General features: G+C 71.4%; 17 protein-coding genes. 8 read left to right on the top strand and 9 right to left on the bottom strand.

What is annotated here, in order from left to right; all coding sequences use genetic code 11:
• Positions 1–56: 56 nt before the first annotated feature.
• From gcl to ACN27G_RS09285, 5 genes are all read left to right on the top strand, one after another.
• Positions 57–1,763, top strand: a complete 1,707-nt coding sequence (gcl, locus tag ACN27G_RS09305; RefSeq protein WP_421492370.1) for a glyoxylate carboligase — start codon at positions 57–59, stop codon at positions 1,761–1,763.
• A 53-nt stretch (positions 1,764–1,816) separates the two neighbouring features.
• Entirely contained in the window at positions 1,817–2,755 is a 939-nt protein-coding gene (locus ACN27G_RS09300) for an RNA polymerase sigma factor (protein WP_421492369.1), read from the top strand.
• A gap of 55 nt (positions 2,756–2,810) precedes the next feature.
• Positions 2,811–3,662: a GNAT family N-acetyltransferase gene (locus tag ACN27G_RS09295; protein WP_421492368.1), complete on the top strand. Its 852-nt coding sequence runs from the start codon at positions 2,811–2,813 to the stop codon at positions 3,660–3,662.
• 136 nt (positions 3,663–3,798) lie between these two features.
• On the top strand, positions 3,799–4,560 hold the full coding sequence (locus ACN27G_RS09290) for a GntR family transcriptional regulator (protein WP_421492367.1): 762 nt from the start codon (positions 3,799–3,801) through the stop codon (positions 4,558–4,560).
• Between the two features lie 35 nt (positions 4,561–4,595).
• A complete protein-coding gene (locus ACN27G_RS09285) occupies positions 4,596–5,045 on the top strand; it encodes a nitroreductase family deazaflavin-dependent oxidoreductase (protein ID WP_421492366.1) in 450 nt (149 codons plus the stop codon).
• 7 nt (positions 5,046–5,052) lie between these two features.
• On the opposite strand, the gene ACN27G_RS09280 is transcribed toward ACN27G_RS09285, so the two are convergent.
• Positions 5,053–6,414 carry an NAD-dependent succinate-semialdehyde dehydrogenase gene (locus ACN27G_RS09280; protein ID WP_421492365.1) on the bottom strand — a complete coding sequence of 454 codons (1,362 nt, stop codon included), beginning with the start codon at positions 6,412–6,414 and terminating at the stop codon, positions 5,053–5,055.
• Between the two features lie 78 nt (positions 6,415–6,492).
• Complete coding sequence (oxc, locus tag ACN27G_RS09275; RefSeq protein WP_421492364.1) at positions 6,493–8,226, bottom strand: oxalyl-CoA decarboxylase; 1,734 nt, start codon at positions 8,224–8,226, stop codon at positions 6,493–6,495.
• Between the two features lie 472 nt (positions 8,227–8,698).
• On the opposite strand from oxc, the gene ACN27G_RS09270 reads away from it, so the two are divergent.
• Entirely contained in the window at positions 8,699–8,908 is a 210-nt protein-coding gene (locus ACN27G_RS09270; RefSeq protein ID WP_421492363.1) for a hypothetical protein, read from the top strand.
• 9 nt (positions 8,909–8,917) lie between these two features.
• Here the strand turns inward: ACN27G_RS09270 and ACN27G_RS09265 are convergent, their stop codons facing one another.
• The 5 genes from ACN27G_RS09265 to frc all read right to left on the bottom strand — a co-directional run bounded on the left by ACN27G_RS09265 (position 8,918) and on the right by frc (position 15,694).
• Positions 8,918–9,943, bottom strand: a complete 1,026-nt coding sequence (locus ACN27G_RS09265; protein WP_421492362.1) for a TerC family protein — start codon at positions 9,941–9,943, stop codon at positions 8,918–8,920.
• Positions 9,940–10,518: a hypothetical protein gene (locus tag ACN27G_RS09260; RefSeq protein ID WP_421492361.1), complete on the bottom strand. Its 579-nt coding sequence runs from the start codon at positions 10,516–10,518 to the stop codon at positions 9,940–9,942. The genes ACN27G_RS09265 and ACN27G_RS09260 overlap by 4 nt, the downstream gene beginning before the upstream one ends.
• Before the next feature lie 40 nt (positions 10,519–10,558).
• Positions 10,559–12,115: an Nramp family divalent metal transporter gene (locus ACN27G_RS09255; RefSeq protein ID WP_421492360.1), complete on the bottom strand. Its 1,557-nt coding sequence runs from the start codon at positions 12,113–12,115 to the stop codon at positions 10,559–10,561.
• A gap of 152 nt (positions 12,116–12,267) precedes the next feature.
• On the bottom strand, positions 12,268–14,433 hold the full coding sequence (locus ACN27G_RS09250; RefSeq protein WP_421492359.1) for an acetate--CoA ligase family protein: 2,166 nt from the start codon (positions 14,431–14,433) through the stop codon (positions 12,268–12,270).
• A 31-nt stretch (positions 14,434–14,464) separates the two neighbouring features.
• On the bottom strand, positions 14,465–15,694 hold the full coding sequence (gene frc / locus ACN27G_RS09245; protein WP_421492358.1) for a formyl-CoA transferase: 1,230 nt from the start codon (positions 15,692–15,694) through the stop codon (positions 14,465–14,467).
• 178 nt (positions 15,695–15,872) lie between these two features.
• Here frc and sucC point away from each other — a divergent pair, with 178 nt between their 5' ends.
• Positions 15,873–17,051: an ADP-forming succinate--CoA ligase subunit beta gene (sucC, locus tag ACN27G_RS09240; RefSeq protein WP_421492357.1), complete on the top strand. Its 1,179-nt coding sequence runs from the start codon at positions 15,873–15,875 to the stop codon at positions 17,049–17,051.
• Positions 17,052–17,056: 5 nt separating this feature from the next.
• Positions 17,057–17,932 carry a succinate--CoA ligase subunit alpha gene (sucD, locus tag ACN27G_RS09235; RefSeq protein WP_421497284.1) on the top strand — a complete coding sequence of 292 codons (876 nt, stop codon included), beginning with the start codon at positions 17,057–17,059 and terminating at the stop codon, positions 17,930–17,932.
• A gap of 244 nt (positions 17,933–18,176) precedes the next feature.
• On the opposite strand, the gene fdhD is transcribed toward sucD, so the two are convergent.
• Both fdhD and ACN27G_RS09225 read right to left on the bottom strand, forming a co-directional pair.
• Entirely contained in the window at positions 18,177–19,025 is an 849-nt protein-coding gene (fdhD, locus tag ACN27G_RS09230) for a formate dehydrogenase accessory sulfurtransferase FdhD (protein WP_421492356.1), read from the bottom strand.
• A gap of 3 nt (positions 19,026–19,028) precedes the next feature.
• Positions 19,029–20,402, bottom strand: a complete 1,374-nt coding sequence (locus ACN27G_RS09225) for an MFS transporter (RefSeq protein ID WP_421492355.1) — start codon at positions 20,400–20,402, stop codon at positions 19,029–19,031.
• Positions 20,403–20,413 lie beyond the last annotated feature (11 nt).

The raw sequence follows: 20,413 nt of genomic DNA, 5'->3' as shown, positions 1-20,413 counted from the left end.
TTATCCGCAAACCCGGCACCGTCCCCACCCACACGCACCACCCGGAGGTCTGAACCATGGCCAAGATCCCCTGCATGGACGCGGTCGTCTCGGTGCTCGCCTCCGAGGGCGTCGACATCGCGTTCGGCTGCCCCGGCGCCGCGATCCTGCCGCTCTACGCCGCGCTGCGACGCAGCGACATCCGGCACCTGATCGTCCGGCACGAGGAGGGCGCCACCCACATGGCCGACGGCTGGGCCCGGACCAACGGCCGGGTCGGGGTGGCGATCGGCACCTCCGGGCCGGCCGGCACCAACATGATCACCGGGCTCTACACCGCACAGGCGGACTCCATCCCGATGGTCTGCGTCACCGGCCAGGCGCCGACCGCCAAGCTGCACCAGGAGGCGTTCCAGGCGGTCGACATCGTCGAGATCGCCAAGCCGGTGACGAAGTGGGCCGTGCAGGTGAAGGAGGCGGCCCAGGCACCCTGGATCTTCCGGGAGGCGTTCCGGATCGCCCGTTCCGGGCGGCCGGGGCCGGTCCTGATCGACCTGCCGGTCGACGTGGCGCGCCAGGAGATCGAGTGGGACGCCACCATCGACGCGCCGCTGCCGGTGCACCGGGTCGAGCCGCACCCGCCCCGGGTCGAACGGGCCCTGGACATGCTGCTCGCCGCCGACCGGCCGCTGATCCTGGCCGGCGGCGGGGTCATCATCGGCGAGGCCGCCGAGCTGCTCCGGGAGGTCGCCGAGACGCTGGAGATCCCGGTCCAGGTGACCCTGATGGGCAAGGGCGCGATCCCGGAGGACCACGACCTCTTCGCCGGAATGACCGGCATCCAGACGACGCAGCGCTTCGGCAACGCGTCCTTCCTGGAATCCGACCTGGTGCTCGCGCTCGGCGCCCGCTTCGGCGACCGGCACACCGGCGACCTGGAGACCTATCGGGGCGACCGGACGTTCATCCACGTCGACATCGAGCCGACCCAGCTCGGCAAGGTCTTCGGCCCGGACCTGGGGGTGGTCTCGGACGCCGGGGCGTTCCTCGCCGCGCTGCTCGACGCGGTACGCCGCCGTCGTGGGGTGCGGCGCGACCGCACCGGGTGGGTGTCCCGGATACGCGAGCTGCGCGCGACACTGCGCCGCCGGGACGACTTCGACACCGTACCGATCAAGGCTCCCCGGGTCTTCAGGGAGATCAACGAGTTCTTCGGTCCGGAGACCTACTTCGTCACCGCGATCGGGCTCTACCAGATCTGGTCGGGGCAGTTCCAGCACGTCTTCAAGCCCCGGCACTACCAGGTCTGCGGCCAGGCCGGCCCGCTCGGCTGGGAGATCCCGGCGGCGATCGGGGTGAAGTCGGCCAGGCCCGACGCCGAGGTGGTCGGCGTGGTCGGCGACTACTCGTTCCAGTTCCTGGTCGAGGAGCTGGCGGTCGCCGCGCAATACCACATTCCGTTCGTCCTCGTCATGTTGAACAACGAGTATCTGGGGCTGATCCGGCAGGCCGAGATCGGCTACGGGATGAACTACGAGGTGGACATCCACTATGACGAGTACGGCACCGACAACGTCAAGGTGATGGAGGCGTACGGCTGCGCCGGCCGCCGGGTGCTGCACCCCGACGAGATCGCCGACGCGCTCGCCTGGGCCAGCAAGGAGGCCCGGCGGACCAGCCGTCCGGTGCTGGTCGAGGTCATGATCGAGCGGGAGGCGAACACCGCGCACGGGCTCTCCATCGCCCAGGTCAACGAGTTCGAGCCGGTGCCGGAGATCGAATAGCGGAGCCGGCCCGTGGGCGGGGGCGCCGCGGAGCCACAGGTAGCCTCGGTTGCGTGCAACCCACCGATGCCGGCCTGGTCCGTGCGGCCCAGGCCGGCGAGGTCAGCGCCCTCGGCCTGCTGCTCACCCGACACCGGCCGGCCCTGCTCGCCGTGGCGTACGGCGTCCTCGGCTACGGTCCGGACGCCGAGGACGCCGTGCAGGAAACCGCCGTGATCGCCCTGCGCCGCATCGGCGACCTGCGCGACCCCGGGGCGGCCGGCCCCTGGCTGCGGACGGTGGTCCGCAACGCCTGCCGGACGCGGCTACGGGCCGCCACACCAGTCCCGCTCGACGGACTGGCGAGCCTACCGTCGACCGAACCCGACCCGGCCGACCTGCTGGACGGGCACGCCACCGGGGACTGGGTCTGGCAGGCCCTGGCGGAGCTGTCGCCGCCGCTGCGACTGGTGCTGATGCTGCGGTACTTCACCGGCGTCACCGCGTACCAGGAGATCGCCGACGCCTGCGGCGTGCCGGTCGGCACCGTGCGCAGCCGGCTCGCCGACGCCCGGGGCAAGCTGGCGCGGGCCCTGCTGGCCACCGCGGACGCGGCCCACGACGACGTCCTGCCGCTGGCCAGGTCGAGGCGGCGGGAGGCCGAGGAGACGCTCGACGCGGCCCGGCGCGGCGACTTCGCCGCGGCGCTCGCGGCCCACTGGTCGCCGACGGTCGAGTCGAGCTGGCCGCGCGGTCACCGGACCATCGGCTACGACTACCCGGTCCGGGCCATGGAGAGGGACCTCACCGACCGGGTGCACCAGCGGTTGACGAACGTCGTGGCCGCGCGGGACATCACCATCTGGGAGGTGGACCTGGTCAACCCGGCCGACGACCCGTTCCACTGCCCACCCGGCGCGGTCTGGGTACAGCACCTCTGGGCCGGCCGGGTGCAGCGGTTCCGGCTGCACCACGCCCGCCGACCGGCGCCGGTCCCCGCGCGGGCGGGGTGAGTGGCGTCACAGCCGTTCTTCCGAACTTCCCGCCCGGTGCGCCCATCGTGTCTACGTGAGCATCTCTTCGACAGCAGAGCTGACCGCCCTGGCCGAATGGTCCGAGGCGGAGTTCATGTACGGGCTCGAGACCCTGGCCCCGCCCGCCGTCCGCGCCCGGCTCGGGATCACCGGCACCCGGATCGGCGGCGCCGTCGTCCTCGCCATGCGGCACGACCCCGTCCAGTACTGGAGCAAGGCCCTCGGGTTCGGCGTCACCGCACCGGTCACCCGTGACGTGCTGGACAGGGTCGTAGCGTTCTACCGCGACCAGGGCACGCCGAGCGCGGTCGTCCAGATCGCGCCGTCGTTCCTGCCGCCCGACTGGGACGAGATCAGCGCCGCCCACGCCCTCGACCCGGTCTCGTCGTGGGTGAAACTCATGGCCCCCAGCGACCGGGTCCGCCCCGCCGTCAGCACCCGGTTGCGGGTCGGGCCGGTCGACGAGGACGACGCCGAGGAGTGGGCCTCGGTGCTGGTACGCGGCCACGGCATGCCGCCCGACGGGCTCGCCGAGATGATGGCCTCGGCCTTCGCGGACCCGACCTGCCATCCCTTCGCCGTCTGGGACGGAGCCGACATCGTCGGCGGGGCCACCCTGTCGGTGCACGACCCGGTCGGCTCGCTGCACTCCGCCTCGGTGTTGCCCAGCCACCGCAGGCTGGGCGGGCAGACCGCGTTGATCGCGGCCCGCGCCGAGGCGGCGCGCAGCCTCGGCTGCCGCTGGCTGGCCTCGGAGACCGGTAACCTCACCGACGGCAGGGTCAACCAGTCCCTGAACAACATGCGGCGTGCCGGGCTGCGCGTCCAGTACGTCCGGCAGAACTGGCGCTGGCGGGCCGAGCCCGCGCCGGGCAGCACCGCCTGACCTTCCCGCGCCGGCAGCCCGCTGATCGCCGCGCGTCGATATGATAGCGGGCGATAACTGCATCTCGACTACTGTATGCTATAACCCACATCGGCGCGCCCGCGCCCGCTCGTTTCCTCGCGCCCGGAGGTGGTCCATGACCGACTGGGACGGCTCGACCGCGCCCGTCGGCGGCAGTGCTGGTCGGCGGCGGCTCGCCTCGGCGCGTCGCGAGCCACGGGCCGCCCGGCAGCCCCTGGAGCGGCCGGCGCCGCTGCGCCAGGCGGTCTACGACGTCATCGCGGAAATGATCATCAACCGCGAGCTGCGCCCCGGCGAGCACCTGGTCGAGAACGAGCTCGCGGCCCAGCTCGGCGTCAGCCGGCAACCGGTCCGGGAGGCGCTGCAACGGTTGCAGAGCGAGGGCTGGGTCGACCTGCGCCCCGCGCTCGGCGCCTTCGTCCACGTGCCGACCGAGGAGGAGGCGGACCAGCTCCTCGCCACCCGTACCCTGCTGGAGTCGGAGTCGGCCCGGCTGGCGGCCCGGCAGGCCACCCCGGAGCAGATCGAGCGGCTCCGCGAGCTTCAGGAGGCCGGCGAGAAGGCGTTGCGGGACGACGACCAGGTGGAGTTGGTCGCGGCGAACGCGGCCCTGCACGCGTACGTCGTGGAGATGTCCGGCAACAAGGTCCTCGCCGAACTGATTTCGATGGTCGACCGGCGGGTGCGCTGGTACTACGCCCCGATCGCCCGGTCCCGGGGGCGGGAGGCGTGGGACGAGCACGCCGAGCTGATCGAGGTGATCGCCGGCCGGAACGGCCGGCGGGCCGGCGAGATGATGCGCCGGCACACCGAGCGGACCCGGGAGAGCTACCATCAGCGCCGCAAGGAGGCCGCCGAGCGCGAAGCCCTAGGCTGATGGCCGCACCATCCGACATCGAAAGGACCGCCGCCATGGCCACCGCCGAGGACCTCGACCGCGCCACCGACTCGCAATGGGACTGGGTCGCCGAGCACACCCGCAGGTATCTCGCCTCGGGCGGCACCGAAGGCCATGAGAACAACGGCGTGCACACCCTCGTGCTCGCCACGACCGGACGCCGGACCGGTACGCCCCGCCGTACCTGCCTGATCTACGGCACCTCGGGCGGCGAGTACGTCGTCGTCGCCTCGAAGGGCGGTGCCAAGGAGGACCCGGCATGGTTCATGAACCTCCAGGCGGACCCCAGCGTCGGCGTGCAGGTCGGCACTCGCCGGTTCACCGCACGCGCCCGCGTCGCCTCCCCGGCCGAGCGCGCCCCCCTCTGGGCCCAGATGGCGGACATCTTCCCGCTCTACGACGACTACGCGCGCAAGACCGACCGCGAGATCCCGATCGTCCTGCTCACCCCGCTGGACGGCTAGTGCCTCTTCACAGGCGGATGGATTTCCTGTTCATGAACTCCTCAATGCCGGCCGGGCCGAGTTCCCGGCCCATCCCGGAGCGCTTGATCCCGCCGAACGGCAGATCGGCCTGCGACCCACCGGCACTGTTCAGATACACCATGCCGGACTCGATCCGCTCAGCGACCCGGCGCAACCGGTCGGGATCCGTGCCCCACACGCTGGCGCCGAGCCCGAACGGCGAGTCGTTGGCGATCGCGACCGCCTCCTCCTCGGTCTCCGCGCGGAAGACCAGCACGACAGGGCCGAAGATCTCCTCGTAGTAGGCGTCCATCTCGGGGGTCACGTCCGTGAGGACGGTGGCCTCGAGATAGGCGCCGGGCCGGTCGACCCGGCGCCCACCGGTACGCAGCGTCGCGCCCTGCCGGACGGCCTTCTCGACCTGACCGGCCACCTCGTCGGCGGCCGCGACCGACGCCAGCGGTGGCAGCTTCGTGGCAGGATCGCGGGGATCGCCCGGCAGGAAGGTCTCGGCCACATGCCTGGTCAGCCGGTCGACGAACTCCTCGTAGATGTCGGCGAGCACGATCATCCGCTTCGGCGAGTTGCACGACTGGCCGCAGTTGCGCATCCGGGCGGTCGCGGTGGCCCTCACCGTCTTTTTCATGTCGTCGGTGTCCAGCAGGATCAGCGGGTCGGAGCCGCCCAGCTCCAGGACGACCCGCTTCAGGTTCTTTCCCGCCTCGGCGGCGACCGAGATGCCGGCCCGCTCGCTGCCGGTCAGCGAGACCCCCTGGATCCGGGGGTCCGCGAGTATCCACGGGACCTGCGCGCTGGACGCGAAGATGTTCACGTACACGTCCTCGGGCACCCCGGCGTCGTGCAGGATCCGCTCGATCGCCGCCGCCGACCGGGGGCAGATCGAGGCGTGCTTCAGCAGGATCGTGTTGCCGAGGACCAGGTTCGGCGCCGCGAACCTGGCGATCTGGTAGCAGGGGAAGTTCCACGGCATGACGCCGAGCAGCGGCCCGATGGGGTTCTTGGTGATCACGGCCCTGCCGCCCCTGATCTCCAGCGGCTCGTCGGCCAGCAGCGCGGGGCCGTTGTCGGCGTAGTACCGGAAGATGTCGGCGACCACGCCGACCTCACCGCGGCCCTCGTTGATCCGCTTGCCCATCTCCAGCGTCATCGTCGCGGCCAGCTCGTCGGCGCGTTCGGCGAAGAGGTCCGCCGCGCGTGAGACGATCGCGGCCCGCTCGGTGACCGGCCGACGCCGCCACGACTGGTACCCACGATGGACGCGGTCGATCGCCGCCCGGACCTCTTCGTCGGTCGCGTTCTCGATCTTTTCGATCAGTTCACCCGTCGCTGGGTCGGCAACTGTGTACATGGGAAACCAAGCCTCCGGTCGGTGCGGTGGGGCGCAGTGATCGACGTGCACCGTGCGGTGCGGGGGTGGTGCTCGTCCTCACCGCCGCACCGTGATGCCCTTGGGGTTGAGGTGGGAGATGTTGCCGCTCTCGGTCCCGTCGGCGGGGTCGATGACGCAGTCGATCAGCGCGGGCCTGCCCAGCGCCAGGGCCTCGCGCAGGGCGGCGGCGACCTCCACCGGAGTCGTCGCCCGAAAGCCCCGGCCGCCGAATGCGGCGATCATGAGGTCGTGCCGGGCCCGGAGGGCGGTCGGGGCCGGGTCCCCGGAGGTCGACGCGTCGTCGCCACGGTAGACGCCGCTGTTGTTCAGCACGACCGTGACGACGGGCAGGCCGTAGCGGCAGATCGTCTCCAGCTCCATGCCGCTGAACCCGAACGCGCTGTCGCCCTCGATGGCGACGACCGGGTCTCCGGTCTCGACCGCGGCGGCGATCGCGTACCCCATGCCGATGCCCATCACGCCCCAGGTGCCGCTGTCCAGGCGGTGTCGCGGCACCTGCATGCCGATCGTGTTGCGCGCCAGATCCAGCGCGTTCGCGCCCTCGTTGACGACGTACGTCCGCGGGTTCTCCCGCAGGACGTCGCGGATGGCCTGTAGGGCCCCGAGGAACCTCATCGGATGTGCCGCTTCGGCGGCCTTGAGGCGCCTGGTCATCTTGCCGACGTTCTCCGCGGAGCGGGCCGCGAGCTCGTCCCGCCACTGGGCCGGGACGGCGATCCGACCGGATCCGCTCCGGTCGACCAGGGCCTGTAGCACCGAACCGACGTCACCGACGAGCGGCGCCGCGATCGGCTGGTTGCTGTCCAGCTCGGTGCTGGCGATGTCCACCTGGATGAACCTGGCGTCGGAGTTCCACTGCGGTGCGTCGCCGTGCCCGAGCAGCCAGTTCAGGCGCGCGCCGACGAGCATCACGACGTCGGCCCGGCGGATGGCGAGTGATCGGGCGCTGGCCACCGACTGCGGGTGGTCGTCGGGGAGCAGGCCCTTCGCCATCGACATCGGCAGGTAGGGCAGACCGGTGAGCTCGACGAACCGGCGGATCTGGTCGTCCGCCTGCGCGTACGCGGCGCCCTTGCCGAGCACGACGAGCGGCCGCTGGGCGCCGGCGAGCAGTTCGATCGCGCGGTCGAGGGCGGCGGGATCGGGCACCTGACGCGGTGCCGGGTCGACGACCCGCCACAGTGACGCCGCGCCCAGATCCGCGTCGACGACCTCGCCGAGGACCGCGGCCGGGATGTCGAGGTAGACGCCGCCCGGTCGTCCGGAGACGGCGGTACGGATCGCGCGGGCCACGCCGCGGCCGATGTCCTCCGCCCGGTGGACCCGGTATGCCGCCTTGGCGAACTGTCGCGCCGCCGACAGCTGGTCCATCTCCTCGTAGTCGCCCCGCTGCAGGTCGACGAGGTGCCGCTCGCTGGACCCGGAGATCTGCACCATCGGGAAGCAGTTCACGGTGGCGTTGGCCAGGGCCACCAGCCCGTTGAGAAAACCCGGAGCGGAGACCGTCAGGCAGATGCCCGGCTTCTTCGTCAGGAAGCCGGCCGCCGCCGCCGCGTGCCCGGCGGCGCTCTCGTGCCGGAAGCCGATGAAGCGGATGCCGGACGCCTGCGCCAGGCGGGCCAGGTCGGTGATCGGGATGCCGACCACGCCGTAGATGGCGTCGATCTCGTTGAGCCTGAGCGCGTCGACGACCAGATGGATCCCGTCGGTGAGCTTCTTCGCACCTACGGGGCCGTCAGCCTCTGACTCCCGGACGGAAGCGATGGTCATGATCAGGGTCCTCCATCATCGTCGTGCGGGCGCGCGGGGAAGCGGCGACCGTCCCTCGCTGTCCCTCGAAGTGCATACCGTATGGGGTAGGCAATAATCGTGGACCATGTAACAGCAGGGTGTCTAGGGGGTGGCAGGGACGTTTTCCGGGCAGCCGATCCACACCGCCGTCGAGCTGCCCGGTCGTGGACCGGTGAGCGACGCGGTGGCCTTGGTCACTACATCGTTTTTTGTATACCGAAGGCGGTATCCTGGAACCGTCGAACAGGACCTGTCGCCGGACAGGACGAGCACGAGGGTTTGTGGTGGCGCGGCACCGGGTAGCTCCACAGAGGAGAGATCGGCGTGCCGTTCACACCATGTCCTGCCGGACCACCGTCCCGGACGGTCTCATCCCGTCCGGCCCGGTGCGCACGGTCCCGGGAAGCGTCGTTTCCCGGGCAGGCCGACAAGCAGCAGGAGTGATGCTGTCATGACCACCTGGCGAACGTTCTCACGTTCCCTGACCCGACTCTCCGACCGGCTGGCCCTGCCGACCGGGTTCCCGGCTGACGGACGCTCCCTCGGGCTCGGTCTGGCGGCGGCGCTGGAGGCCCAGCGCCGGGCCGCCCGGCCCAGCGACGAGGAGATCGAGCGCTTCCTCCGAGGCTCCGCCACCGAGGGTGACCTGGCAAAGGTCTGACATCACCGGTCAGACCCCGTCCCGATCCGCCGTCACGGAGGTCGGAGCACCGACGGCCTCGGTCTCCAACCCCTCCGTGGCGGCGGTCGGCCGCCGGAGCCGGTCCCGCCGCGACTTCAGCAGGCTGGCCACGGTGGTGACGGTCAACGTGCCGACGATGACCCCGAGCGAGACGGCGATCGGCACCGCCGGGGCCCACTCGACGCCGTCGTGGTGCAGCGCCTCCAGCACCAGCTTGACGCCGATGAAGGCCAGGACGAACGCCAGGCCCCTGCTGAGGTACACCAGCCGGTCCAGCAGCCCGCCGATCAGGAAGTAGAGCTGCCGCAGGCCCATCAGCGCGAAGGTGTTCGCGGTGAAGACCAGGTACGGCTCCTGGGTCAGCCCGAAGATCGCCGGGATGGAGTCGAGCGCGAAGAGCAGGTCGGTGGTGCCGATGGCGACCATGACGATCAGCATCGGGGTCACCATCAACCGGCCGTCCACCCGGGCCAGCACCGAGGCGCCCCGGTACGACTCGGTGGTCGGCAGGATCCGCTTCGCCGTACGCAGCGCGATGTTCTCGGAGAACTCGTCCTCCTGCTGCGGCCCGACCAGCTTGACCGCGGTGTAGATCAGGAAGGCGCCGAAGACGTAGAAGAGCCAGTCGAACCGGGTGATCGCCTGCGCGCCGGCCGCGATGAAGACGCCCCGCATCAGCAGCGCCAGCACGATGCCGATGAGCAGCACCTTCTGCCGGTACTTCAGCGGCACCGCGAACCGGCTCATGATGATGATGAAGACGAATAGGTTGTCGACGCTGAGCGAGTACTCGGTCAGCCAGCCGGCGAAGAACTGGCCGCCGTAGCCGACCCCGGCCGTCGCCATCAGGACCAACCCGAAGGCGACCGCGGCCAGCACGTAGAAGGTCACCCAGGCGACGCACTCCCGGAAGGACGGCTCGCGCGGGTTCCGGGCGACCAGATAGAAGTCGAACGCGATCATCCCGAGGAACGCGACGATCGTGACGGCCCACACCCAGAGCGGCAGGTTCACAGCTCTCCCTCCGCGCGGTTCGAAGTCAGCCGGCCGGCGGCCCGCCGGGCGGCCCTGGCCTGCCGGCGGCTCTCCCGGGCCGTCCACTGCGCCTCGGCATGCCGCAGATAGAAGGCGAAGAGCCGGTCGGCGGCCGGGTTGCGGTGCCGGATCCGGCGCAGCCAGCCCGGCGCGATCCGCTCGTGCAGCCAACTGAAGCCGATGGCGAAGCCGAGACTGACGATCGCCTGGTAGGCGAGGAAGCCGAGCAGGTCCGGCGGAAGGACCGGCCGGCCGACGACCAGCAGGCCGACCAGCGCCTCGTGGACCACCCGGGCGACCGGAAAGCCGAGGAACCAGTAGAGCGCGACCGGGGCGAAGACGCCCGGCGAGACGCGGCCGGAGCCGAGCAGCAGCCCGAACCCGCCGCCGAGCAGCACCAGGGGCAGGCCGAGCCCGAGGCCGTTGGCGAGCGCCCAGCCGATCGGTTGGCCGGCCAGCAGGGCGAGCCCGGCGGCCGCCACCCCGGCGGCCGCCCCGATGCCGGCAGCCGGCAGGGCGAGCTCACCGAGGTGGCGTACGTGGTTGCCGGTCATGCCGCTGTCCCGTCCGGCTCGGGCAGGATGCCGTGCCGGGTCATATGACCACCCCGAACCTGACCAGGCTGTAGACGAGCATGCCGAGGTAGAAGACCGCGCCGAAACCGATCACCGCGTTCTGCAGGATCCCGGGGCGGATCGGCTTGGGCAGCATCCGGTTGTTCACCAGGAGCAGCACGACGCAGTACGCGCCCATCGCGAAGGTGGAGAGGAAGGCCAGCACGTCGAGGATCGCCCCCGGCCCGTCCGCCGGACCGAAGTTGAGGATCAGGATGCCGAAGGTGATGACACCCCAGAGGAAGCCGGCGTAGAGCTTCGACATGCTGAACCGCTTGGCCCCGGGTACGAAGTGGTAGGTCATGTCCGCCTGGCCCCGGGAGAACGAGTCGAAGAGCCCGAGCGTGGCGTTCAGACCGATCAGCGCGATGAAGCCGAGGAAGACCCCGTGCAGCACCGGGGCACCGGCCGAGGCGAACGCCTCGGCCATCGCGGTCAACGCCACCTCCCGCTCGCCGTCCCGGATCACGTCACCGACGCCCGGGTTCTCCCGGACGGCGGTCTGGGCCAGCACCGTGAACGAGATGGTGACCAGCATCGTCACGCCCCAGAAGAGCAGCAGGGCGTCGAAGGTGACCCAGCGCCGCCAGCCCCTCCACTTCCGCATCTCCGCCGGGCTGTCGGTGTCGAACATGAAGCCCCGGGAGGGCATCTCCTCCTGCTGACCCGCGTGCCGCAGCCCCCGGATCTTCGGGATGTGCGCGCCCATGCCGGCGCCGGAGTCCCGCAGGTGCAGCGTGTACCACATCTGCTGCATCCCGGAGGGGCCGGCGAAGGCGATCGCTCCGACGATCACCGGGAACCAGGCCGCCGACATCGCCTCGTCCGGCAGGTAGCCGAAGTGGAACATGCCGCCGAGGGTGGCGGTGACGTCGCTCCACTGCCCGACGATCGAGGCGACCACCGAGGTGCCGATCACCAGTACGCCGATCAGGAGGCCGAGCAGGCTCTCCAGCAGCGGATAGATCACCTTGGCCAGGCTGAAGACGATGCCGACCAGGATCAGGCCGACGCAGGCGCTGACCGTCCAGGGTATCCCGGTCACCTCCTCGAAGGCGGCGGCGCCGGTGGAGAGGTGCCCCGGCCAGATGTAGACCAGGATCGCCACGCTGAAGAAGAACCACATCAGCGGTTTGAAGACCCGGGCGGCGCCGAAGAAGATGCTCTCCCCGGTGGCCATCGCGTACCGGGCCATCTCCAGCATCACGAAGGCCTGCAGGGTCACGCCGATCAGGAAGAGCCACCGGATCTCCGGCCCGAAGATCAGGACCAGCCGGGGCCACATGTACGACTCCCCCATGCCGACGCCGAGCGCGACGAGGAAGACGGTCGGGCCGAGCAGGTGGACCGAGGGCGGAGCCTTGGGCAGCTCCCGGATCGGCATCGGTTCGAGCTTTCCGGCCCGCCACACCCGTTCCTCGGTGGTGGCGGGCGCCGGGGCGGCACCGCCGGGCGGCTGCTCCGGCAGCGCGGCGGTGCCGGCCGCCGGTGTCGTACTCGTCGGCTGCGTTGGGTAAGGGCTGTTCGAAGCGTCCACGCTTGGACCTCCTCGGGACTGTGACGTCGTACGGAACCGGAGGACGGGCCGGTTCCGACGCATGTGTCCGTTGACCCCTGGCCGCGGAGCGGGTCGCCGTGTCGCTAGTGGCCCCTCCACCTGCCTGGTCGGGTGGAACTGCCGTGCATTGCTCAGCGGCCCTCCGGTGTGCCGTTGAGCAGACCCGCGGAGCGGGCCCACCGGTACTTGGCGCCGAGCACCGCGACCGGCTTCTCCGTGGTGTACGGATGGGCGACGATCCCGTGCCGGTAGAGGTGCTCGCTGGCCTCCTCGACCTCGACGTCTCCGGCGAGTGAGGCGACCACCGGCTTCTGGATGCCCTTGGCCCGGAACTCCTCGACCACGTCGACCACCAGCTCGGCGAAGACCATCGGCGGGGTGACGATGGTGTGCCAGTAGCCGAGGATCAGCGCGTGGATGCGGGGGTCGGTCAGGCCCAGGGCGATGGTGTTGCGGTAGGTGGCCGGCGGTTCCCCGCCGGTGATGTCCACCGGGTTGCCGGCCGCGCCGAACGGCGGGATGAAGGCGCGGAACGCCTCGTCGAGGTCCGGCGGGATCTCCATCAGGGTGAGGCCGTTGTCCACGCAGGCGTCCGAGAGCAGCACCCCGGAGCCGCCGGCACCGGTGATGATGACGACGTTCTCGCCCTGCGGGGTGGGGAGCAGCGGGATGCCGCGGGCGTACTCCAGCAGGTCGTTCAGGCCGGGCGCCCGGATCACACCGTTGGAGCGGAGAATGTCGTCGTAGACCCGGTCGTTGCCGGCCAGCGCGCCCGTGTGCGAGCTGGCGGCTCTGGCGCCCTGCTGGGTGCGGCCGGCCTTGAGCACCACCACCGGCTTGGTCCTGGAGACCCGGCGGGCGGTGTCGGCGAAGGAGCGGCCGTCCTTGAGGTCCTCCAGGTGCATCGCGACGAGCTGGGTGTTCGGGTCGCTCTCGAAGAAGGTCAGCAGGTCGTCCTCGTCGATGTCGGCCTTGTTGCCGACCCCGACGATCGCGGAGACGCCCATCCGGGCGGCCCGGCTGAAGCCGAGGATCGCCATCCCGATGCCGCCGCTCTGCGAGGAGAGCGCCACCCCGCCCTTGACGTCGTACGGGGTGCAGAAGGTCGCCGAGAGGTTCTCCGGGGTGTAGTAGTAGCCGTAGATGTTCGGCCCGAGGATCCGTACGCCGTGCTGGCGGGCGATCCTGACCACCTCGGCCTGCAGCTCGTGGTTGCCGGTCTCGCCGAAGCCGGAGGGGATCAGGATCGCCCCGGCGACCCCCTTGGCGCCGACCTCGGCCAGGGCCTGCGGCACGAACCTGGCCGGGATGGCGAAGACCGCCACGTCGACCGGGCCGGGCACCTCGGCGATGCTCCCGAACGCCTTGCGGTCCAGAATCTCCGTGGCCTTCGGGTTGATCGGATAGATCTCGCCCTGGTAGCCGCCGTTCACCAGGTTCTTCATCACCGAGTTGCCGATCTTGCCGGTCTCGGCGGAGGCACCGATCACCGCTACCGAGGCGGGCCGCATGATCCGGTTCATGCCGGCCAGGATTTCCTCGTCGGTGAAACGCTCCGGCTGCGCGGCGGCGGCCGGGTCGACCAGGATCCGCACGTCCACCGCGGTGGCGCCGCTGGCGGTGGCCAGCACCGGGTTGAGGTCCACCTCGGCCAGTTCCGGGAAGTCGGTGACCAGGTCCGAGAGCCGGACGATCAGGTCGGCCAGCACCTCCCGGTTGGCCGGCTCGGCGCCGCGTACGCCGCGCAGGATCTCGGCCGCGGCGATCCCGTCGATCATCGACAGCGCGGTCGAAGTGTCGGTCGGGGCGAGCCGGAACGTCACGTCCTTGAGCACCTCGACCAGTACGCCGCCGAGGCCGAAGGCGACCACCTTGCCGAAGGTCGGGTCGGTGACCGTGCCGACGATGACCTCGTGCCCGGCGTCGAGCTGCTGCTGGACCTGTACCCCGATGATCTTCGCATCCGCCTGGTACGCCCCGGCGTTGGCGATGATCGTGTCATAGCCGGCGGCCACCTCGGCCGGGGTGCGGAGCCCCACCAGGACCCCGCCGGCCTCGGTCTTGTGCAGGATGTCCGGCGAGACGATCTTCAGCACCACCGGCGGGCCGATCCGCTCGGCCAGCGCCACCGCCTCGTCGGCGCTGCCGGCCAGTCCCTCGCCCGGGGTGGCGATCCCGTACGCCTCGACCACCAGCCGCCCCTCGGGAGCGGTGAGCGAACTCCGGCCCTCCGCGCCGGCCTGGTCCAGCACCCGCCGCACGGCCTCGCGGTCGTAGCTGCTGTCGGAAGATGGCATGTGCGCGTCTCCTTAGGAAGGTGCTGCGGGATCAGATGGCGCCGGCGGCGCGCAGCTCGCCGACCTGCTCGGCGGAGTAGCCCAGCTCGCCGAGGACCTGCACGGTGTGCTCGCCGAGCAGCGGCGAGCGCTCCACCTCGACCTGCGAGTCGGAGAGCTTGATCGGGTTGCCCACCGTCTTGTACGCGCCCCGGGCCGGATGCGCGACCTCGACCACCGAGCCGAGCTGGGCCAGCGTCTCGTCCTCGATCAGCTCCCGGGTCGACATGATCGGCCCGCACGGGATGTTGTGCGCGTTGAGCTTCTCCATGACCTCCTGCTTGGTGTGCCGCTCGGTCCACTCCTCGATCAGCGCGAACGCCTTGTCGAGCTTGGAGAGGCGCACCTGCGGGGTGTTCCAGGCCGGGTCGTCGGCAAGCTCGGGCCTGCCGATCAGCTCGCAGATCGGCTTCCAGCCCACCGGCTGGATGATCACGTAGATGTAGTCGTTCGGACCGCCGGGGGCGCAGCGCACCGCCCAGCCGGGCTGGCCGCCGCCGGAGGCGTTGCCGGAGCGCGGCACCTCGTCGCCGAAGCTCTCGTTCGGGTACTCCCCCAGCGGGCCGTGCGCCAGCCGCTGCTGGTCGCGGAGCTTGACCCGGCAGAGGTTGAGCACCGCGTCCTGCATGGCGACCTGGACCCGCTGGCCGCGCCCGCTGTGGGTGCGCTGGTAGAGCGCGGCGAGGATGCCGGCGACCAGGTGGATGCCGGTGCCGGAGTCGCCGATCTGCGCCCCGGTGGCGGTCGGCGGGCCGTCCTCGAAGCCGGTGGTGCTCATCGCACCGCCCATCGCCTGGGCGATCACCTCGTACGCCTTGAAGTTGGCGTACCGGCCGGGGCCGAAGCCCTTGATGGAGGCGTAGATCAGGCCGGGGTTGATCTCCTGGAGCCGCTCCCAGGGGAAGCCGAACCGCTCCACCACGCCGGGGCCGAAGTTCTCCACCAGGATGTCCACCCCGGAGACCAGCCGGGTGAAGACCTCCCTGCCCTGCTCGTGCTTCATGTTCAGGGTGATGCTGCGCTTGTTGCCGTTGAGCATCGTGAAGTAGAGGCTGTCCACCTCGGGGATGTCGCGCAGCTGGGTGCGGGTGATGTCACCCTGACCCGGCGCCTCCAACTTGATCACGTCCGCGCCCAGCCACGCCAGGATCTGCGTGGACGAGGGACCGGACTGCACGTGCGTCATGTCGAGGACCCGTACGCCCTCCAGTGCCTTACCCATGCCAACCTCCTGTGCGCGCCCCGCCGTGCATCTCGGGATTGCATACCGTATGGGGTAGGCAATATCGTGGCCCATGTAACAGCGGAGTGTCTAGGGGGTAGCGGGACGTTTTCCGCCCGTCCGGCCCGCCGAGGGATGGCGAGGCAACCCACCGAAGGTCGAGAAGAAGGGAGGCCCGGTGGACCTGTTGGAGCACCAGGCACAGGAACTCTTCGCCACGCACGGCGTGCCGGTCAGCCGCAACCGCGTCGCCGGCACCCCGGACGAGGCCCGCGCGGCGGCCACCGGGATCGGCGGGCGCGTGGTGGTCAAGGCCCAGGTCAGGACCGGCGGCCGGGGCAAGGCCGGCGGAGTGCGGCTGGCCGACGGACCCGACGCCGCCCGGGACGTCGCCACCGCGATCCTGGGCATGGACATCAGGGGCCACACCGTGCACCGGGTGCTGGTCACCGAGGCCAGCGACATCGTCGACGAGTACTACGTCTCCTTCCTGCTCGACCGCTCGCACCGGTCGTTCCTCGCCCTGGTCTCCGCCCGGGGCGGCGTCGAGATCGAACAGGTCGCGGCCGAGCACCCGGAGGCACTGGCCCGGACCTGGGTGGACCCGACCGGCGGCTTCGACCTGGCTGCCGCACGCCGGCTCACCGTCGCCGCCGGCCTGCCCGACGAGGTACGCGAGGACGTCGCCCGGGTCCTCGTCCGGCTCTGGAACGTCTTCCGGTCGGAGGACGCCACCCTGGTCGAGATCAACCCGCTGGCCCGGCTGGCGGACGGCAGCGTACGGGCGCTGGACGGCAAGGTGACGCTGGACGACAACGCCCGGTTCCGCCAGCCCGGGCACGCGCGGTACGTCGACGTCACCGCCACCGACCCGCTGGAGGCGCGGGCCGCCGGGAAACACCTCAACTACGTCAAGCTGGACGGCTCGGTGGGAGTGATCGGAAACGGCGCCGGCCTGGTGATGAGCACCCTGGACGTGGTCGCCTACGCGGGCGAGCGGTACGGCGGGGTCAGGCCGGCGAACTTTCTCGACATCGGCGGCGGCGCCTCGGCCGAGGTGATGGCGGACGGACTGGAGATCATCCTCGGCGACCCCGACGTGCGCAGCGTCCTCGTCAACGTCTTCGGCGGGATCACCGCCTGCGACGCGGTCGCCGACGGCATCGTCGCCGCGGTCGGGCTGCTCGCCGGCCGGGGCGAGGCGATCAGCAAGCCGCTGGTCGTCCGGCTCGACGGCAACAACGCCGCCCGGGGGCGGCAGATCCTCACCGAGGCCGCGCTCCCCGGCGTACGGCTGGTGGACACGATGGACGGCGCGGCGCGGCTCGCCGCCGAACTCGCCGGCAAGGGGGCGTGACGGTCATGGCAATCTTCCTCACCGAGCGGAGCAGGGTGCTGGTCCAGGGCATCACCGGCACCGAGGGGACGAGGCACACCCGCCGGATGGTCGCCGCCGGCACCAACATCGTCGCCGGGGTCACCCCGGGCAAGGGCGGCCGGGACGTGGACGGGATCCCGGTCTTCGACACCGCCGCCGAGGCGGTCCGGGCGACCGGGGCGGACGTGACGGTGGTCTTCGTACCGCCCCGGTTCGCCAGGGGAGCCGTGCTGGAGGCGATCGACGCCGGGCTCGGCCTGGCCGTGGTGCTCACCGAGGGCATCCCGGTGCACGACACCGCCGAGTTCTGGGCGTACGCCCGGGCCACCGGCAACCGGACCCGGATCATCGGGCCGAACTGCCCCGGACTGATCAGTCCCGGTCAGTCCAACGCCGGCATCATCCCGGCCGACATCACCAAGCGGGGCCGGATCGGCCTGGTCAGCAAGAGCGGCACCCTGACCTACCAGATGATGTACGAGCTGCGCGACTTCGGATTCTCCACCTGCGTCGGCATCGGCGGCGACCCGATCGTCGGCACCACGCACATCGACTGCCTCCGGGCCTTCGAGGACGATCCGGAAACGGACGCGATCGTGATGATCGGCGAGATCGGCGGGGACGCCGAGGAGCGGGCGGCGGCGTACATCGCGGAACACGTCAGCAAGCCGGTGGTCGGATACGTCGCCGGGTTCACCGCGCCGGAGGGCAGGACGATGGGACATGCCGGCGCGATCGTCTCCGGGTCGTCCGGCACGGCGCTGGCCAAGCAGGAGGCCCTGGAGGCGGTCGGGGTCAGGGTCGGGCGGACCCCGTCCGAGACCGCCGCCCTGATGCGCGAGACGCTGCTGGCACGCTGAGCCGCGCAACGTCGCTGAGGCACTGAGCCGCGGAACGTTGCCGGCGCGCTGAGCCGGGGGGCGTTGCCGGCGCGCTGACCGCCGACGGTCACGCCGGGTGCCGAGGGGCGGGCGGACGCCACCGGCACCCGGCGGGGCGTGCCCGAGGTCGGCGCCGGTCCGGGCGGAGTCCGACACCTCCGCCCGGACCTCGCGCATCCCGGACCGCCGGCCCTCCCCCGGCGGTGCCGGAGCTGGCCGGGGATCAGGCCGGCAGCGTGCTCGGGCTGCTCCGCCGGAGCCGGTGCGCTCCGGCGTAGACGTTCATCGAGGCGCCACGGAGGAAGCCGACCAGGGTGAGCCCGGCATCCTCGGCCAGGTCGGCGGCGAGGGAGGAGGGTGCGGAGACCGCGGCCAGCGCCGGGATGCCGGCCATCACCGCCTTCTGCACCAGCTCGAAGGAGGCCCGCCCGCTGACCATCAGCACGGTGCCGCGCAACGGCAACCGCCCGTTACGCTGCGCCCAACCGACGACCTTGTCCACCGCGTTGTGCCGCCCGACGTCCTCGCGCAGGCAGTGCAGCCGACCGTCGGCGGAGAAGAGCGCCGCCGCGTGCAGCCCGCCGGTCCGGTCGAAGACCCGCTGGGCGGCCCGCAGGGTCTCCGGCAGGGTGCTGAGCACGTCCGGGTCGAGCGGCAGCGGATCGTCCCGCACCGACCAGGCCGCCACGGTACGCACCGCGTCCAGGCTGGCCTTGCCGCAGAGTCCGCAGGACGAGGTGGTGTAGAAGTTGCGCTCCAGCGAGGGATCCGGTGGCGCCACCCCGGCCGCCAGCACCACGTCGACCACGTTGTAGGTGTTGACCCCGTCCGCGGTGGCACCCGCGCAGTAGCGGATGCCGGCGACGTGGCCGGCGGACCGCACCACCCCCTCGCTGACCAGGAACCCGGCCGCCAGGTCGAAGTCGTCGCCCGGGGTACGCATGGTCACCACCAGCGGACGCCCGTGCACCCGGATCTCCAGCGGCTCCTCGGCCGCCAGCGTGTCCACCGGCTCGCTGACCGTCCCGTCGACGATCCGGACCAGCCGTCGGCGGCTCGTCACCCGTCCCATCGGCTAGAGCCGGTCGGCGGGAAGCGGCGACGGAAGCCGGACCACGGCCAGCCCGGGCTGGCGCATCCAGCGGGTCAGCGCCGCGCCGAAGAGGCCGAGCGAGCCGGCGACCAGGAACGGGACCACCGACTCCGGGGTGCCCACCACCAGGGCGGCGAGCACGATGCCGAGCAGCCCGCCGAGCGCCTTGCCGCTGTAGACGATGCCGTAGTTGGCCACCGTGGCGGCGTCGCCGAACCAGTCCCGGACCATGCTGACCAGCAGCGAGTAGCCGGCTCCGGTGCCCGCGCCGGCCAGCGTGGCGAAGCCGACCACGGCGACCGGGTGGTTGTCGTTGGTCGCCGCCGCGAGCAGCCCGAACTGGGCCACCCCGCCGACCAGCAGGGAGAGGCCGAGCGTGCCGCGCCGGCCGATCCGGTCGGAGAGCGAGCTGGTCACCGCCCGGCCGAGCCCGTTCGACGCGGCCAGCGCCCCGATCCCGGCCACCAGGGTCAGCGCCGGCAGCCCCAGGGTGTACGCGGCACCGGCCAGGTACGCGATGTCGAAGAGCGCCATCGTCGCGGTGAGTACCACCACCACGAACATCATCGGCAGCATGCCGCTGCGCACCGCCGCCCTCGGCGGGAAGGGGCGGGCGGCGGGACGGTTGTGCGGGATGCTGCGGTTGAGCCGCCGGTCCACGGCCCAGCGCTGCGGATCGATCTGCGCCGGCCACCAGTTGCGCGGCGGCTTGCGCATCAGCAGGCCGCAGGCGGCCACCACCGCGAAGACGGCGAGCGCCGTGCCGCCGAGCACGGCCTGCCGGTTGCCGGCGTCGAGGCCGTAGCCGGCGAGGACCACGAAGGGGATCGAGCCGTAGCCGAACGCGGCGCCGACCAGCGCCACCCGGCCGGCGATCCGCTCCGGGAACCACTCGGTGACACAGGCGATGCAGGTCAGGTAGACCAGTCCGGCCCCGACGCCACCGAGCACCCCGTAGCCGAGCAGCACGGCGGGCAGATCGGTGCGGTACGCCAGGGTGAGCAGGGCGACGAGGCAGCAGGCCGCGCCGACCAGCATCGGCACGGCGAGCCGCCGGCGCACCCGCCGGTACCACCATCCGGCCAGCGGCGAGCTGGCCGCCTGGCAGACCACCCAGACGCCGAAGACGGCGAGCGCCTCGGTCAGCCGCCAGCCGTTGCCGGCGACCAGGGTGGGCAGGGCGGCACCGAAGCCGTACTGGAACAGGCTGATCGCCAGCATCGCGGCCCAGGGCAGCACCAGCATCCAGCTCCGGGACCGGCCCAACAGGGTCCGGTCGGTCTCGCCGATCCGGTAGCGGCGGCCGTAGAGATCGCTGATCTCGCGCACCGCGGTGTCGTTGCTGGAGTCCGTCATCTGGTGCCTCC

Source organism: Plantactinospora sp. WMMB334 (assembly GCF_049179095.1).
Classification (GTDB): Bacteria; Actinomycetota; Actinomycetes; order Mycobacteriales; family Micromonosporaceae; genus Plantactinospora.
The sequence above is the reverse complement of the archived record's forward strand: the minus strand, read 5'-3'. Positions and strand labels throughout refer to the sequence as shown.

Excerpts from the sequence above, each read along its gene's own strand:
- gcl (WP_421492370.1), top strand. The coding sequence starts at position 57 with ATGGCCAAGATCCCCTGCATGGACGCGGTCGTCTCGGTGCTCGCCTCC.
- ACN27G_RS09290 (WP_421492367.1), top strand. The coding sequence starts at position 3,799 with ATGACCGACTGGGACGGCTCGACCGCGCCCGTCGGCGGCAGTGCTGGT.
- ACN27G_RS09285 (WP_421492366.1), top strand. The coding sequence starts at position 4,596 with ATGGCCACCGCCGAGGACCTCGACCGCGCCACCGACTCGCAATGGGAC.
- ACN27G_RS09280 (WP_421492365.1), bottom strand. The coding sequence starts at position 6,414 with ATGTACACAGTTGCCGACCCAGCGACGGGTGAACTGATCGAAAAGATC.
- oxc (WP_421492364.1), bottom strand. The coding sequence starts at position 8,226 with ATGACCATCGCTTCCGTCCGGGAGTCAGAGGCTGACGGCCCCGTAGGT.
- ACN27G_RS09270 (WP_421492363.1), top strand. The coding sequence starts at position 8,699 with ATGACCACCTGGCGAACGTTCTCACGTTCCCTGACCCGACTCTCCGAC.
- ACN27G_RS09260 (WP_421492361.1), bottom strand. The coding sequence starts at position 10,518 with ATGACCGGCAACCACGTACGCCACCTCGGTGAGCTCGCCCTGCCGGCT.
- ACN27G_RS09250 (WP_421492359.1), bottom strand. The coding sequence starts at position 14,433 with ATGCCATCTTCCGACAGCAGCTACGACCGCGAGGCCGTGCGGCGGGTG.
- frc (WP_421492358.1), bottom strand. The coding sequence starts at position 15,694 with ATGGGTAAGGCACTGGAGGGCGTACGGGTCCTCGACATGACGCACGTG.
- sucD (WP_421497284.1), top strand. The coding sequence starts at position 17,057 with ATGGCAATCTTCCTCACCGAGCGGAGCAGGGTGCTGGTCCAGGGCATC.
- fdhD (WP_421492356.1), bottom strand. The coding sequence starts at position 19,025 with ATGGGACGGGTGACGAGCCGCCGACGGCTGGTCCGGATCGTCGACGGG.
- ACN27G_RS09225 (WP_421492355.1), bottom strand. The coding sequence starts at position 20,402 with ATGACGGACTCCAGCAACGACACCGCGGTGCGCGAGATCAGCGATCTC.